This is a genomic window from Mycobacterium sp. PDNC021 (assembly GCF_048282635.1).
Taxonomy (GTDB): domain Bacteria; phylum Actinomycetota; class Actinomycetes; order Mycobacteriales; family Mycobacteriaceae; genus Mycobacterium; species Mycobacterium llatzerense.
On the sequence record NZ_CP182502.1, the window covers coordinates 5,034,125 to 5,048,016 of the forward strand.

General features: G+C 66.8%; 16 protein-coding genes, 1 tRNA gene and 1 pseudogene. 7 read left to right on the forward strand and 11 right to left on the reverse strand.

Features of this window, described 5'->3' with window-relative positions; all coding sequences use genetic code 11:
• Position 1 precedes the first annotated feature (1 nt).
• Entirely contained in the window at positions 2-133 is a 132-nt protein-coding gene (locus ACNO8X_RS23980) for a hypothetical protein (protein ID WP_260973477.1), read from the forward strand.
• 391 nt (positions 134-524) lie between these two features.
• Here the strand turns inward: ACNO8X_RS23980 and ACNO8X_RS23985 are convergent.
• Positions 525-608: transfer RNA gene (locus ACNO8X_RS23985), tRNA-Leu, on the reverse strand.
• A gap of 85 nt (positions 609-693) precedes the next feature.
• Here ACNO8X_RS23985 and ACNO8X_RS23990 point away from each other — a divergent pair.
• From ACNO8X_RS23990 to ACNO8X_RS24000, 3 genes are read left to right on the forward strand one after another with little or no spacing between them, the layout of a single operon-like run.
• Complete coding sequence (locus ACNO8X_RS23990; protein WP_418003031.1) at positions 694-1,470, forward strand: hypothetical protein; 777 nt, start codon at positions 694-696, stop codon at positions 1,468-1,470.
• A gap of 48 nt (positions 1,471-1,518) precedes the next feature.
• The gene (locus ACNO8X_RS23995; RefSeq protein WP_418003032.1) at positions 1,519-1,890 is read left to right on the forward strand and encodes a hypothetical protein; all 372 of its coding nucleotides are present in this window, start codon (positions 1,519-1,521) and stop codon (positions 1,888-1,890) included.
• On the forward strand, positions 1,887-2,225 hold the full coding sequence (locus ACNO8X_RS24000; protein WP_418003033.1) for a DUF3817 domain-containing protein: 339 nt from the start codon (positions 1,887-1,889) through the stop codon (positions 2,223-2,225). Before ACNO8X_RS23995 ends, ACNO8X_RS24000 begins: the two co-directional genes overlap by 4 nt.
• A 6-nt stretch (positions 2,226-2,231) precedes the next feature.
• On the opposite strand, the gene ACNO8X_RS24005 is transcribed toward ACNO8X_RS24000, so the two are convergent.
• Positions 2,232-3,125, reverse strand: a complete 894-nt coding sequence (locus ACNO8X_RS24005; protein WP_418003034.1) for a haloalkane dehalogenase — start codon at positions 3,123-3,125, stop codon at positions 2,232-2,234.
• 55 nt (positions 3,126-3,180) lie between these two features.
• Between ACNO8X_RS24005 and ACNO8X_RS24010 the strand changes: the two genes are divergently transcribed.
• Positions 3,181-3,786: a TetR/AcrR family transcriptional regulator gene (locus tag ACNO8X_RS24010; protein WP_418003035.1), complete on the forward strand. Its 606-nt coding sequence runs from the start codon at positions 3,181-3,183 to the stop codon at positions 3,784-3,786.
• A gap of 167 nt (positions 3,787-3,953) precedes the next feature.
• On the opposite strand, the pseudogene ACNO8X_RS24015 reads toward ACNO8X_RS24010, so the two are convergent.
• The 8 genes and pseudogenes from ACNO8X_RS24015 to clpS form a co-directional block, all read right to left on the reverse strand.
• Positions 3,954-4,784 (reverse strand): annotated as a pseudogene (locus ACNO8X_RS24015) (DUF559 domain-containing protein); the annotation flags it as partial.
• A gap of 171 nt (positions 4,785-4,955) precedes the next feature.
• Complete coding sequence (rdgB, locus tag ACNO8X_RS24020; RefSeq protein WP_418003036.1) at positions 4,956-5,561, reverse strand: RdgB/HAM1 family non-canonical purine NTP pyrophosphatase; 606 nt, start codon at positions 5,559-5,561, stop codon at positions 4,956-4,958.
• On the reverse strand, positions 5,554-6,336 hold the full coding sequence (rph, locus tag ACNO8X_RS24025) for a ribonuclease PH (protein WP_418003037.1): 783 nt from the start codon (positions 6,334-6,336) through the stop codon (positions 5,554-5,556). Before rph ends, rdgB begins: the two co-directional genes overlap by 8 nt.
• 50 nt (positions 6,337-6,386) lie before the next feature.
• A complete protein-coding gene (locus ACNO8X_RS24030) occupies positions 6,387-7,154 on the reverse strand; it encodes a cyclic nucleotide-degrading phosphodiesterase (protein ID WP_043394551.1) in 768 nt (255 codons plus the stop codon).
• 138 nt (positions 7,155-7,292) lie between these two features.
• Positions 7,293-7,952: a rhomboid family intramembrane serine protease gene (locus tag ACNO8X_RS24035; protein WP_043984214.1), complete on the reverse strand. Its 660-nt coding sequence runs from the start codon at positions 7,950-7,952 to the stop codon at positions 7,293-7,295.
• A gap of 57 nt (positions 7,953-8,009) precedes the next feature.
• Complete coding sequence (locus tag ACNO8X_RS24040) at positions 8,010-9,029, reverse strand: P1 family peptidase (RefSeq protein WP_418006014.1); 1,020 nt, start codon at positions 9,027-9,029, stop codon at positions 8,010-8,012.
• Positions 9,026-9,607 (reverse strand): DUF2017 domain-containing protein, encoded by a 582-nt coding sequence (locus ACNO8X_RS24045; RefSeq protein WP_418003038.1) that lies wholly within the window; start codon positions 9,605-9,607, stop codon positions 9,026-9,028. Before ACNO8X_RS24045 ends, ACNO8X_RS24040 begins: the two co-directional genes overlap by 4 nt.
• 3 nt (positions 9,608-9,610) lie before the next feature.
• Positions 9,611-9,910, reverse strand: coding sequence for an ATP-dependent Clp protease adapter ClpS (clpS, locus tag ACNO8X_RS24050; RefSeq protein WP_043394555.1), 300 nt, complete (start codon positions 9,908-9,910; stop codon positions 9,611-9,613).
• Positions 9,911-9,954: 44 nt separating this feature from the next.
• On the opposite strand from clpS, the gene ACNO8X_RS24055 reads away from it, so the two are divergent.
• Positions 9,955-11,241, forward strand: a complete 1,287-nt coding sequence (locus tag ACNO8X_RS24055; protein WP_418003039.1) for a nicotinate phosphoribosyltransferase — start codon at positions 9,955-9,957, stop codon at positions 11,239-11,241.
• Positions 11,238-13,235 carry an ATP-dependent DNA helicase gene (locus ACNO8X_RS24060; RefSeq protein WP_418003040.1) on the forward strand — a complete coding sequence of 666 codons (1,998 nt, stop codon included), beginning with the start codon at positions 11,238-11,240 and terminating at the stop codon, positions 13,233-13,235. The genes ACNO8X_RS24055 and ACNO8X_RS24060 overlap by 4 nt, the downstream gene beginning before the upstream one ends.
• A 162-nt stretch (positions 13,236-13,397) precedes the next feature.
• On the opposite strand, the gene ACNO8X_RS24065 is transcribed toward ACNO8X_RS24060, so the two are convergent.
• Positions 13,398-13,847 carry a MarR family winged helix-turn-helix transcriptional regulator gene (locus ACNO8X_RS24065; protein ID WP_418003041.1) on the reverse strand — a complete coding sequence of 150 codons (450 nt, stop codon included), beginning with the start codon at positions 13,845-13,847 and terminating at the stop codon, positions 13,398-13,400.
• Positions 13,848-13,892 lie beyond the last annotated feature (45 nt).

Consider the following 13,892-nt stretch of genomic DNA (forward strand, 5'->3'; position numbering starts at 1 on the left):
CATGTCTGACAAATCTCCGCGCCAGAGTATGTCCAAGAAGCCCGGCAAGTCGCTCAAAGAGAAACGCGCGGAAAAGCGCGCCAAGACAGACCCGGCACCGGTTGAAGGCGTGCTGCACTCCAAGAAGCGCTGACACAGGGAACAACAAAGCAGGCCAACGCTTTTGGTCGGGCGTCACCGACAGCCTGGCCGCCGGACGCGGTAGTTGCACCGCGTCGGCGTCCAGCTGTCTGCGCAAATTTCTCAATTTTCCAACTGGTTTCGGCGGCTGGCCGCTGGTACAGGTCGGTCGCTGCGGGCGACATTCCGCTAGCCCAGTTCCGCCGCGCCTCGGCCGGCACGTTGTCGGCATCTGCGTGGCCGGGCAGTCGAGCCAGTCGCCCGTAGCGGCCCGTGGTGAGTTTGGCAGACCCGCCACGGGCGGGTAGTCCAAATCAAGCCCCACTGGTACGTCAAGCGCAGAAACGGAAGACCCCGGCGAGAACCGCCGGGGTCGCCCGAGCCTATAGCGCGACTCACAAGAGTGCGGGCGGTGGGACTCGAACCCACACGTTCTTTCGAACACGGGCACCTAAAACCCGCGCGTCAACCGATTGCGCCACGCCCGCAGCACCTCGAGGATACCGGTACCGCACAGCCACGAACTTGTCGGATGGCCGTCATATGTTGATGCCAACGATTGATGGAGGCCGGATGCGCAACCTCGACGAGTTCGATCACGTTCAATCCCTCATCGCGTCCGGTATGAACGACTGCGCGATCTCACGCGAGGCTGGCGTCCCGCGTTCAACCGTCCGCGATTGGCGACTACGGCCACCAACGACGCTGGTCAAACACGATCGCTCGTCGCCTTGCGGGGTTCTTCACGATTTCGTCTTGCTACCTGCTGCGCCGTACGCATATCTGTTGGGCCTCTACCTCGGCGATGGATGCATCTCTCGCTCGAGACAGATATGGAGACTTCGGATCGCTCTCGACGAGAAGTACCCCACGATCATCACGCGCTGTCGCGAGGCAATCGACGCCGTGATGCCCGGCCAACACGCTGCGACAGTCCAGAAGGAGGGATGCATCGAGGTGTATTTGTACTCCAAACATTGGCCGTGTTTCTTCCCGCAGCATGGTCCAGGCAGGAAGCACGATCGTCGTATTGCGCTTGAGGCCTGGCAACGAGATTTCATCGACCAGGCCACCGAGGAATTCGTCCTGGGCCTGATCCACAGCGATGGCTGCCGCGTCGTCGCCAACGACCGCGGCGTCCAGAGCGTCCGCTACCACTTCTCGAATATGTCCGAGGACATCGCCAATCTGTTTACCGACGCGCTCGACCAACTCAGCATCCACTGGCGGCGATCGTCGAGAAAGCAACTCTCGATCTACCGAAAAGCCGACACCGCTCGCCTCGACGAATTCATCGGCCCAAAGTCTCGGCCGGTGCCGTGGCCGTGTGTCCAACGCCCGGAGTCGTAGCCCGGCCGCGAATCGCAAACCCCACGTCACGCGCGGTACCGTTGCCTTATGTCCACTACACGGCGTAGGAGGCCGGCGCTCATCGTGCTGGTGACCGTCGCTGCCCTGGGCTGCATGGCCCTGGCCTGGTGGCAGTGGTCGCGGTTCCAGTCCAGCGCCGGCACCTTCCAGAACCTGGGCTACGCGCTGCAGTGGCCGATGTTCGGCGCATTTTGCTTCTACGGCTACTACAAGTTCGTCCGCTACGAAGACGAAGGCCCCGTCGCGCTGTCGACCGATGGGCCCACCGAGATCCCCGAAGGTCTGCTCCCCGAGCGCCCCAAAGCCGCCAAAGACACCGCGGACCCGACCCTCAACGAATACAACGCCTACCTCGCCGAATTGGCCGAGAACGACAAACAGGACAGGACCACCACATGACCGAGTCGCAGCCGACCACCCTGTCGAAAGACACCATCCGCAAGGCCCTGACCGCCTACCGCGTGATGGCCTGGGCGACCGGTATCTGGCTCATCGCCCTCTGCTACGAGCTGGTCGCGCACTACGTCTTCAACGACGTGAGCCTGAACTGGATCGGCATCGTGCACGGCTGGGTGTACTTCATCTACCTGCTCTGCACGTTCAACCTGGCGGTCAAGGTCCGCTGGCCGCTGGGCCAGACCATCGGCACTCTCTTCGCCGGCACGGTCCCGCTGCTCGGCATCATCGTCGAGCACTTCCGCACCGAAGACGTCAAGAAGCGCTTCGACCTCTGACCGGTCTCAGCCGAGGTGCTTGATGACCTCGGCTGCCAGCTGCTCGCCCCGATCCTCCTGCAGGAAGTGCGACGCACCTTCGATCCGCACCTGCTCGGACACGGTCGGGATCAGGTCGACGAACGCCTCGCCCGCACGCGGATACGGGAACACCGGGTCCTGATCGGAGAACGCCACCAGCGCGGGCTTCTCCCAGCGCGACAGTGCGTCGGTGACCGCGCGCATCTCCGTCGCACCCACTGCGTCGTCGGTGATCGGCACCAGCAGCGGGAACTGCGCGGCGCCGGCCTTTGACTCCGCGGTGGGGAACGGCGCGTCATAGGCCGCGACGATCTCGGGTGACAGCTCCGTCGTCGTCGCGCCCTGGATCACGAAACCGACGGGCAGATCCGGATTGGCCTCCGCGAAGGCGCGCCAGGCCATGAAGCCCTTCGATACCCGGCCGGTGAACAGCCCGGTGTTGAAAATGGCCAGCGCCCCAACCTGATCCGCGTTCTCCGTCGCCCACCGCAGGCCGATCGGCCCGCCCCAGTCCTGCACGATGGCGGTGGCGTCGTGCAGATCCAGACTGCCCAGCAGCCGGGTCACCAAGTCGACGTGCCGGTCGTAGCTGTACCAGCGCCGGTCAGTGGGCTTGTCCGAGCGGCCGAAGCCCGCATAGTCAGGCACGATCACGCGGTGCCCGGCGTCGACAAAGGCGCCGATCATCTTGCGGTACAGGAACGCCCACGTCGGTTCGCCGTGGAAACAGACGATGGGCTTGCCGTCGCGCGGTCCCTCGTCGAGGTAGTGCAGCCGCAGCCCGTCGATATCGACGTAGTTCGGCGCGAAGTCATAACCCGGCAGATTCGCGAAGCGTTCGTCCGGGGTGCGGAAAATCTCAGTGGTAGTGGCGGTCATGTCGTCAAGCTAGCCATAGTTGACCGACCGGTCAACTATTAATTACGATTCTCAGGTGCCCCGAAGTTCAGATGCCCGCGAGCGCCTCGTGGCGACCGCCGCCCGACTCTTCCTCGAGCGCAGCTACCAGGCCGTCGGCGTCGACGAACTCTGCCGCGCGACCGACATCAAGAAGGGCAGCTTCTACCACTACTTTCCGTCGAAATCGGAACTCGGCAAGGCCGTTATCGACTTACATGCCAAGGCCTTTCAGCGTCAGCTGACCGGCTCCCCCACCGCGACGCCCGCCGAAAAGCTGCACGCCGTGCCCGACGCCATCGGCGTCATCCAGTCCTCGCTCGAAGCGCAGTTCGGCCGGGCGGTGGGCTGCCCGTTCGGCAACTTCGCCGCCGAACTGTCCACCACCGACGACGATCTCCGCGCCCATCTCGCGCACACGCTCGCCGCGATGCAGCACCACCTGGCACTCATCTGCCAGGAAGCGCTGGCCGACGGCACCCTGCGGCCGGGCACCGATCCCGAGCAGCTCGCCCACGCGCTGCTGGCGCAATATCAGGGCGTCATCCTGCTGGCCAAGCTCAACGATTCCGGCGTCGCACACCTCGCACCCGCGCTGCACGCCTTCATCGACGGCTACCTGACCGACCCGAGTTATCGCTGACGGTCTCGACCCTCGAGACCAACTGGGCGGCGGTCAACAGCCCCGAAAACCGCCATGCAGTTGGTCTCGATGACGCCGGCGACACGTTACGACGCTCGCATCGCAGTGGGCCACAGCCTTTCCGCCTCGTCCCGCGGGAAACGCCAGGCAACGTCATCAACCGCGCCTCGCGATGCGCGTCCATTGATGAGCCGACGCAACACCACCCCAGCGGGGTCGCGCGCGGTCACCCGGATAACGAGCCAACCCAGCTCAACCATGCTCTCGATCCTCGCGATGTCCTTGCGAACCATGTCCGGGTCGGTGTGGTGCGCACCCTCGTACTCGATGGCAATCTTCAACTCCGGCCAAGCGAAATCGACAATTCCGATCAGCACCCCGTACTCGTTGTCGATCGGATACTGACTCTCCGGCTTTGGCAGCCCAGCCCGAATGATCAACAGCCGCAATGCCGTTTCTCGGGGTGACTCGGCTTTCGGGTCAACAAGTGCAATCGTCTTCCGGGCCCGACGAATGCCCCGCTGCCCTCGCTGACGCTCCGCGGCCGCCTCGATGTCAGCCACCCTCAGTCGCGCGGCACGAGCCAACGCGTCAATTGCAGCAACAGCGACGTCTTCCGGAAACTTGCGTGCCAGATCAACAGCGGTACGTAGCGGGTCGGTCAGCCGCATCTCACCGATGGTGCACACCTCGTCGTCAGATAAGGCGTCTTCCCACACCACGACACCCCGCACCCGTCGGCAATAGCGATCGACAACGTAGGCGGGTACCTCAGGCCCGATGAACCGGGCCCCATGCAACGCCGCAGCCGAAAAGCCCGCGAGTACACCCCGACGCTTCGAACGCAGCCACGCGGCCTTCGCCCGCATGATCGCGCTCGGCCTGGTACCTCTCGGCACGTAAACGTCCTTGTGCACGGCCACGAAATTCGCGCGCAGCTGATGACGAGTCAGGCGCCCTGCCGCTACCGCCTCACTCCCGATGAATGGCTCCCCCATCACCGCAGTGTGCCCAGTGAGCCATCGGCACGGCCAGTCTGATTCACCGGCAGCTGTGGACAACTCCGCCGAAACCAACTGCATGGCGGCAATTCGGCCCGAAAACCGCCGTGCAGTTGGTTTCGCGGTCAACGGCGCCTCCCGTGCGCCGGTCGAAACCGCCAGCCCGCTTCAGGAACCAGCCAACTCCCTCAGCGCCGGTACCAACTGCGCCAGCGCCCGCCCGCGATGTGACGCCGCGTCCTTCTCGGCTGCAGTCAGCTCCGCCGCGGATACCGAACCACCGGCAGGGACGAACACGGGGTCATACCCGAACCCGCTCGAACCCCGCGGCTCCCGCGCGATAGCACCGGGCCACTCACCGCGAACGACAACAGAGCCCGCAGCCGAAACCAGCGCACAGCACGACACGAACGCCGCGCCCCGCCGCGAATCCGGCACATCCTGAATCTGGCCGAGAAGCAACGAAAGGTTCGCCGCATCATCCCCATGCCGCCCAGCCCACCGGGCCGACAGCACCCCGGGCATGCCGTTCAACGCATCGACCGACACCCCGGAATCATCTGCGATACAAGCGATTCCGGTGGCCGCAAAGCCATCACGAGCCTTGGCCAAGGCATTCTCTTCGAACGTCGCCCCGGTCTCGGGCGCCTCGGGATACTCGGGCACATCAGACAACGACAACAACCTCAGACCGACGACACCCGCGGCATCGAGAACGCGCTGCAACTCCACAAGCTTCTTCGCATTGCGGGAAGCAACGAGTAGGTCAGGCACCAAATGTCTTCTTGGCCGGGCCGGACGACTCCGGCAGCACGCCCGGGTACGGCAGCTCCAGCGCCTCGCGCTGCAGCGCGAACAGCTGGTCGCACGCGGCCAGCGCGGCATCAAGCAGCTTGTCCAGCGTCGACCGCGGGAACGTCGCACCCTCGCCGGTGCCCTGCACCTCGACGAGAGTCCCGGTGTCCGTGGCGACGACGTTCATGTCGACCTCGGCGCGCGAGTCCTCGGTGTAGGGCAGGTCCGTGCGGACCCGGCCGTCGACCACACCGACCGACACGGCGGCGATCGCACACGACAGCGGGCGCGGATCCTTCAAGCGCCCGGCCGCGGCCAGGTAGGTGACGGCGTCGGACAACGCCACGTACGCACCGGTGATCGCCGCGGTGCGGGTGCCACCGTCGGCCTGCAGCACGTCGCAGTCGATGGCGATGGTGTTCTCGCCGAGGGCGCTGAGGTCGATGCACGCGCGCAGCGAGCGGCCGATCAACCGGCTGATCTCCTGGGTCCGTCCGCCGACGCGGCCCTTCACCGACTCGCGGTCGGAGCGGTCATGCGTGGCGGCCGGCAGCATCGCGTATTCGGCGGTCAGCCAGCCCAACCCGGAACCCTTGCGCCAGCGTGGCACCCCTTCGGACACCGAGGCGGTGCACATGACCCGCGTCTCGCCGAACTCCACCAAGACCGACCCTGCCGGGTGCTTGGTGAATCCTCGGGTGATCTTTACCGGGCGGAGCTCGTCGTCAAGGCGACCGTCTTCTCGTCTGGACACCCGACAACCCTAGCGGGCCGCCGAATGCGGGGTCCCGACTTGCCCAAGTCTTACCGGCGGGTGATGTCGAACGACTCGTTGCACACGACGCCGTGCACGGGTCCGTCGAACTCGGCCTTGGCCTCGCTGATGACGTCCTCGCGGGAGGTCCATGGCGGGATGTGGGTCAGCAGGAGCTCTTTGACCCCGGCTTCGCGGGCGGCGCGTCCCGCCTCGGTGCCGGACAGGTGCAGCTTCGGCGGACGGTCGGGCGAGTCGGTCCACGACGCCTCGCACAGGAACACATCGGCGCCGCGAGCGAGATCAACCAAGGCGTCGCAGTAGCCGGTGTCAGCTGAGTAGACGAGCGTCGCGCCGGACGGATCGGTGAACCGCATGCCGTACGACTCCGTCGGATGGCACACCAGTCGCGGCGTCACGGTCAGCGAGCCGATCTCGACGTCTTCGCCGTCGACCCAGACCTTGATGTCGAAGATGTCGGTGATGTCGTCGATCTCGCCGCCCTCGGGCGACGACGCCGCACCGAGCCGGTGCCAGGTGGCCGCAGGACCGAACATCAGGGCGCGACCAACGGGAGGATTCGGGTGATACCGACGCCAGACGAACAGCCCGGGCAAGTCCAAGCAATGGTCGGCATGCAGATGTGACAGCAATATATTTACGGCGCCCGGATCAGCATGCCGCTGCAGTGCTCCGAGTACCCCGCCGCCGAAGTCAATAACCATCGGCGTGGTGTCCGGAGCGGTCAGCAGATAGCCCGAGGCCGGAGAATCCGGCCCACCCACGCTGCCGGAGCAACCGAGAATGGTGAGGCGCACACCCCTAGCTTGCCACGTCAACACGTCCTGCGACGAAAAGACGGCACCTTTAGGCGGCCAGTTTCTCGATTGGTCCCGAAAGCGATACCGATCACGCTTCGGGCATCACCGCGCGCGGCGAATTCCAAATTCAGCAAATTACGTCGGAATCGACGGCAGGGCTGAACCCTTACGCCGTTCGCGCGCTTCTCTTTCCGGACTGCTCAGCAAATACGCAGCAAGTACGCCGGCGAGGCCACCGCACAGATGGCCCTGCCACGACACGCCGAATGTGCCCGGCAGCGCGCCCCACAGCACACCGCCGTAGACGAACAACACGATGATGCCGACGATGATCTGCCACGCGTGCCGGGTGAAGAACCCGAACACGATGAGGAACGTCAGCCAACCGAAGATCAGCCCGGACGCCCCGATGTGGACGGACTCCACACCGCGCGGCGCGCCGATGTTGCCGATCAGCCAGGTGCCGAATCCGCCGAGAATCCAGATGATCAACGTCGCCCCGAGGAACCGGCCCATGCCGGCGAGCGTCACCAGGAACCCGAGCACCAGGGCCGGGCCGGTGTTCGCGATCAGGTGCGCCCAGTCGGCGTGCAGCAGCGGCGCCCACAAGATGCCCCAGAGCCCATCGGTCTCCAGCGGCCGGATGCCGTCCTGATTCAGCCGCTGCTGATGCAGCGCATCCCAGCCTTCGATGAGCCAGAGCAGCCCGACGAAGCCGACGATGGTGACGCCGCCAACCTTCCACGTCGCAGGCGGCTGCGGCTTGGATGAGGTGGTCGACAGGTCCGAAGTCATGCGCGATCCGCTCCGCTACTCGCTGACGTCATACCCCCAGGCTACCGGCGGAACGCTTCAGCCGAAGGCTCCTGGCAGCAGGTCGCGGTAGGTCGGTATATCGGCGATCGACTCGGCGGCCAGCACCCCGACCATCACGGCGGTGGCGAGCGCATCGGCAGCGGCCGCCCCGATCTCGGAGATGAGTCGCGTCTCGGGGTTCATCTGTTCCGGTGTCGCGGGGTCCGGCTCGATATGGACCCGTCCGGTCGCGAGCGCGAAGACGGTGTCGCCGTCGACGGCGGTGTGCGCCGGACGGATGGTGTGGGCCAGCCCGTTGTGCGCGGCGACGGCCACCTTCTTACAGCCGGCCGGGCTGAGCGCGGCATCGGTCGCGACGACGGCGATGGTCGTGTTGAGCGGCTTCGGATCTTTCACCCGGGTGCGGTACGCCTCGATCTGGTCGGGCGGCGGAGGCTGCAGCCCGAACCGGGCGATCTGGTCGGCCGACCACGGCAGTCCCGTCTGCGGGTCGACGACGTGGCCGGCCGCATTGACGATGACGAGCGCGCCGACGGTGACGCCGTTGTCGAGCGTCACCGACGCCGTCCCGAGCCCACCTTTGAGCGCGCCCGCCCGCGCACCGGCGCCCGCGCCGACGTTGCCCGTCGGCACCTCGGTGCCGGCCTGGGCGACGGCCTGGTAGCCGAACTCGGCCGTCGGCCGGTTGGCCCACGCCCCCACCGGCAGATCGAAGATCACCGCGCCCGGCACGATCGGCACCCGTCCACCGGGCATCTTCACTCCGCGGTCGTGTTCTTCGAGCCAGGTCATGACGCCGTCGGCCGAGGCGAGCCCGTATGCGCTGCCGCCGGTGAGCACGATCGCGTCGACGTGCTGCACGCTGTTGGACGGGTCGAGCAGGTCGGTCTCGCGGGTGCCGGGCGCTCCCCCGCGGACGTCGACTGCGCCGGTGGTTCCGGGTGGGGCCAGCACGACGGTGGTGCCGGTGGCCCAGCCGCCGCCCAGGGTGGCGTCTTCGATGCGGTGGTGATTGCCGACCAGGATGTCGGCGACGTTGGTGATGGAGCCCGTCACCGCTCGTCCAGCAGGCTCAGCACCAGGTACTCCTGCAGATACGTCAGCCACTGATACACCTCCAGATGCCCCGCCATCGGATCGTCCGGCGAAAGACGTTGCGGCCCATCGGGTCCGATGTCGAGCATCGCGCCGAGCGCCAGCCGCACATCGTTGATCGCGGACGCCCAGCCCTCCGCCTGCTCCTCGGTCAGCTCGAACTTGCCGGCCGGTTCCGGCAGCGAATCCAGAAGCCGTTGGGCAGCTTGCCGTTTGGCGTCGACAATGGTCGGCTCGTGCAGGCTGCGCAGTGCACCGTTGAGGCTCTCACCGGCGGCGCGGCCATCCGGGTGCGTGGCCGGATCGTGGTAGAAGTCCGGCAGGAGCCGGCGCATGGTGTCGTCATCGGGAGCTTGCGACGGCCCGATCTTCATGCCGGTCAGCTCGGCGAGTTCGTCACGCGGTGAAGCGGATTCGCGATCGTCGAGCATCTCGACCAGCGAACCGACCAAGTTGCGCAGCATCATGACTTCGTGCGCTTCGAGGCCGGACTTGATGCGCACACCCGACGACGTGTTGACCCGCTTCCACTTGCGCATCGGTCAGTGGTCCTGCTGCATGGTTGCCCACAGTCCGGCCGCGTGCAGTTTGGTGACGTCGACCTCCATCGACTCCCGGCTGCCCGCCGAGACGACGGCCCTGCCCTCGGTGTGCACCTGCATCATCAGCTCGGTGGCGCGCACCTCGCTGTAGCCGAACAGCTTCTGGAAGACGTAGGTCACGTAGGTCATCAGATTCACCGGGTCGTCCCAGACGATGGTCACCCACGGACTGTCGAGGCTCGCCGCCTCTTCGACGTCAGTCGCCGGGCTTGTCCGCGCGACCGGGGCACCCAGAACCATGAGCCCAGAATAGCCGGGTGGTTGCCAGTCGCAGAACCAGTACGGTGAGCTCTGTGACCGCAGCTCTGCTGACCGACAAATACGAGCTCACCATGCTCGCCGCTGCGCTGCGCGACGGCACCGCACACCGCCGCGCGTCATTCGAGGTGTTTGCCAGGAGACTGCCGTTCGGGCGCCGGTACGGCGTGGTCGCCGGCACCGCCCGGTTCCTGTCGGCGCTCGCCGAGTTCCGGTTCGACGACGACGCGCTGGCCTCGCTCGACTTCCTGGATGCCGAGACGCTGCGCTGGTTGGCCGACTACGAGTTCCGTGGCGACATCGACGGCTACCCCGAGGGCGAGCTGTACTTCCCCGATTCGCCGGTGCTGTCGATCCACGGCACGTTCGCCGAGTGCGTGATCCTCGAGACGCTGGTGCTCTCGATCTTCAATCACGACACCGCGATCGCCTCGGCGGCCGCTCGCATGGTCAGCGCGGCGGTCGGCCGGCCGCTGATCGAGATGGGCTCGCGGCGCACTCATGAGCAGGCGGCGGTCGCCTCCGCGCGCGCCGCGTACATCGCCGGGTTCACCGGCACCTCGAACCTGGAGGCGCAGCGGTCGTTCGGCGTCCCCGCGCTGGGGACCAGCGCGCACGCCTTCACCCTGGTGCACACCGCGACCACCGGTCCCGACGAGGTGGCCGCGTTCCGGGCCCAGGTCGACGCGTTGGGCGTCGGGACGACGCTGCTCGTCGATACCTACGACATCACCCAGGGCGTGGCCAACGCCATCGCCGTCGCCGGGCCGGAACTCGGCGCGGTGCGCATCGACTCCGGCGACCTCGGCGTGATGGCCCGCCAGGTCCGCGATCAGCTCGACGGGTTGGGCGCGACCGGCACCCGCATCGTGGTGTCCGGCGACCTCGACGAGTACTCGATCTCCGGACTGGCCGCAGCCCCCGTCGACGTCTACGGCGTCGGGACGTCGGTGGTCACCGGCTCTGGTGCGCCGACCGCGTCGATGGTCTACAAGCTGGTCGAGGTCGACGGCATGCCGGTGGCAAAACGCAGCAGCCACAAGGAATCTCACGGTGGACGCAAGGCTGCACTGCGGTTGGCGAAGGAGTCGGGAACCATCGTCGAAGAGGTGGTGCACCCGGCCGGTTCGGTGCCGACTGGTGAGGGGCGCGTCTTGACGGTGCCACTGGTGCGTTCAGGCTCCGTCGTGTGCGACTCGTCGCTGGCCGACGCCCGCGCAAGGGTTGCGGCCGGACTGCACAGCCTGCCGTGGGACGGGCTCAAGCTCTCCCGCGGCGAGCCGGCCATCCCGACCAGACTGGTGGGCGCGTGAGCCGCAAGACCGATCCCACCGACGTTTCCGCCCTGCTGTCCATCGCGGTATCCGCCCTCGGCGGTGCCGAGCGCAGTGGGCAGATCGAGATGGCCGAAGCCGTCGGCCACGCCTTCGACAAGGGCGAGCACCTGGCGGTACAGGCTGGGACCGGCACCGGAAAGTCGTTGGCGTACCTGGTGCCATCGATCGCACACGCCGTGGCGTCGAATCAGCCGGTCGTGGTGTCGACGGCCACCATCGCCCTGCAACGCCAGCTCGTCGACCGCGACCTGCCCCGGCTGGCCGACGCCCTGGCCCCGCACCTGCCCCGCCGGCCCGAGTTCGCGTTGCTCAAAGGCCGCGGAAACTACCTGTGCCTGAACAAGGTTCACAGCGGAGCGCAGGCCGACGAGGATCTCCCGCAGGAGGAACTGTTCAACCCCGTCGCCGCCTCGGCCCTGGGCCGCGACGTCAAGCGGCTCATCGAATGGTCGTCCGACACCGAGAGCGGTGACCGCGATGAGGTGGTGCCGGGCGTGCTGGACCGAGCCTGGTCGCAGGTCAGCGTGGGCGCGCGCGAATGCATCGGCGCTACCCGATGCCCTTATGGCACAGACTGTTTCGCCGAGAAGGCCCGCGCCAAGGCAGGGGCGGTCGACGTCATCGTCACCAACCACGCGCTGCTGGCCATCGACGCGATCTCCGAGGTCAACGTCCTGCCCGAGCACCAACTACTGGTGGTCGACGAAGCCCACGAGCTGGTGGACCGAGTGACCAGCGTGGCCACCGGCGAACTGTCGGCGACGTCCATGGCCGTGACGCTTCGACGGGCGGCCCGGCTGGTGGAACCCGAACTGGCAGAACGCCTTGAGGCCTCCATCGCCACGCTGTCGTCGGCCATCCACGACATGGAAGCCGGACGCATCGACGTACTCGACGACGAGCTGGCCACCTACCTGACGGTGGTCCGCGACTCGACGGACAAGGTCAAGATGGCGATCGATACCGCACCGTCTGACCCCACCGCCGCCGCGGCGCGCAGCGAGGCCGTCACCTCGCTGACCGACCTGAGCGACACCGCGTCCCGCATCATCGATTCGTTCGTGCCCGCGATCCCCGATCGATATGACGTGGTGTGGCTGGATCGCGAAGAGTCCAGGGGCTCAGTGCGACACATTCTGCGGGTCGCCCCGCTGTCAGTGGCCGGGCTGCTGCGCGGGCGGCTCTTCGGTGAGGTGACGGCGGTGCTGACATCGGCGACGCTGACCATCGGCGGGCGCTTCGAGTCGATGGCCCGGCAGTGGGGCTTGTCGGTGCCCGAGGACAGCACGGCGACGCCACCGAAATGGAAGGGCATGGACGTGGGATCGCCCTTCTCCCATGCCAAGTCGGGCATTCTGTACGTCGCCAAGCATCTACCGGCGCCCGGCCGTGACGCCGCCGCTCCGGAACAACTCGACGAAATCTACGAGCTGATCACCGCGGCCGGCGGCCGCACCCTCGGACTGTTCTCGTCGATGCGGGCTGCCAAGGCCACCGCCGAGATCATGCGCGAGCGCCTGGACACCCCGGTGCTCTGCCAGGGCGAGGACTCCACGTCAACTCTGGTGAGCCGCTTCACCGAAGACGCCGAGACGTCACTGTTCGGCACGCTGTCGCTGTGGCAGGGCGTCGACGTGCCGGGGCCGTCACTGTCCCTGGTGATCATCGACCGAATCCCGTTCCCCCGCCCCGACGATCCGCTGCTGACCGCACGGCAGCGCGCCATCGCGGCCCGCGGCGGCAACGGCTTCATGGCGGTGGCCGCGTCCCACGCCGCGTTGTTGTTGGCGCAGGGCGCCGGGCGCCTCCTGCGCAGCGTCAACGACCGCGGGGTCATCGCGATCCTGGATTCCCGGATGGCGACGGCGCGCTACGGCGGCTTCCTGCAGTCGTCGCTGCCGCCGTACTGGTCGACCACCGATCCGGTTCGGGTGCGCAGCGCGCTGGAGCGGCTGGCGGCGTCGAGCTGACGGGCCCGCCGTCGACGCGGCTGCTGGAGCTCTCTGCCCACCACATCGCGCTGGGAGCTGTCAGCTGAGGCTGACATTGTCACCATGTGCTGACAATGTCATCGCATGGTGACGGGTCCGGGCCACACATGTCCTGGAGAAAGCCGACACGCCCGACGTTGTTCACATCCCGCGCAACCGCGCGACATGTTCGCGCTGCAGTTCGGCTGCCCGCGTGAGGAATTCGGTGATCAGCTCCAGCTGTTTGGCGTTGTAGCGACTCAGCAGGGTGCGTTCCCCCTCGGCCACCAATGGACCGATGAGAGCGAAAGCACGCTCTCGCGCGGTAGCGGTGGCGTGGACCAGGAGCTTGCGCCGGTCACTGGGATGCGCTGAGCGCGTCACGTAGCCGACCTTCTCCAACCGGTCGAGCATTGTCGTGGCGCTGCCGGTGGTGAGGCCCAACTGGTCGGCCAGCTCCCGCGGCGTGACGCCGTCGGCGGCTTCCTGGAGCAGAATCTCCAGGCACCGCGCGTCCGTCGCGTTGATGCCGAGCAGGCGCGCGACCTCGCGGTCGAAGTCGTCGACCGCGGCCTGGTAGCCCTGCACCGCCGCGCCAAGACGGTCAGACATCGGATTTTCGCTTGACAATCGAGCGATCCACCTTTCAGGATATTG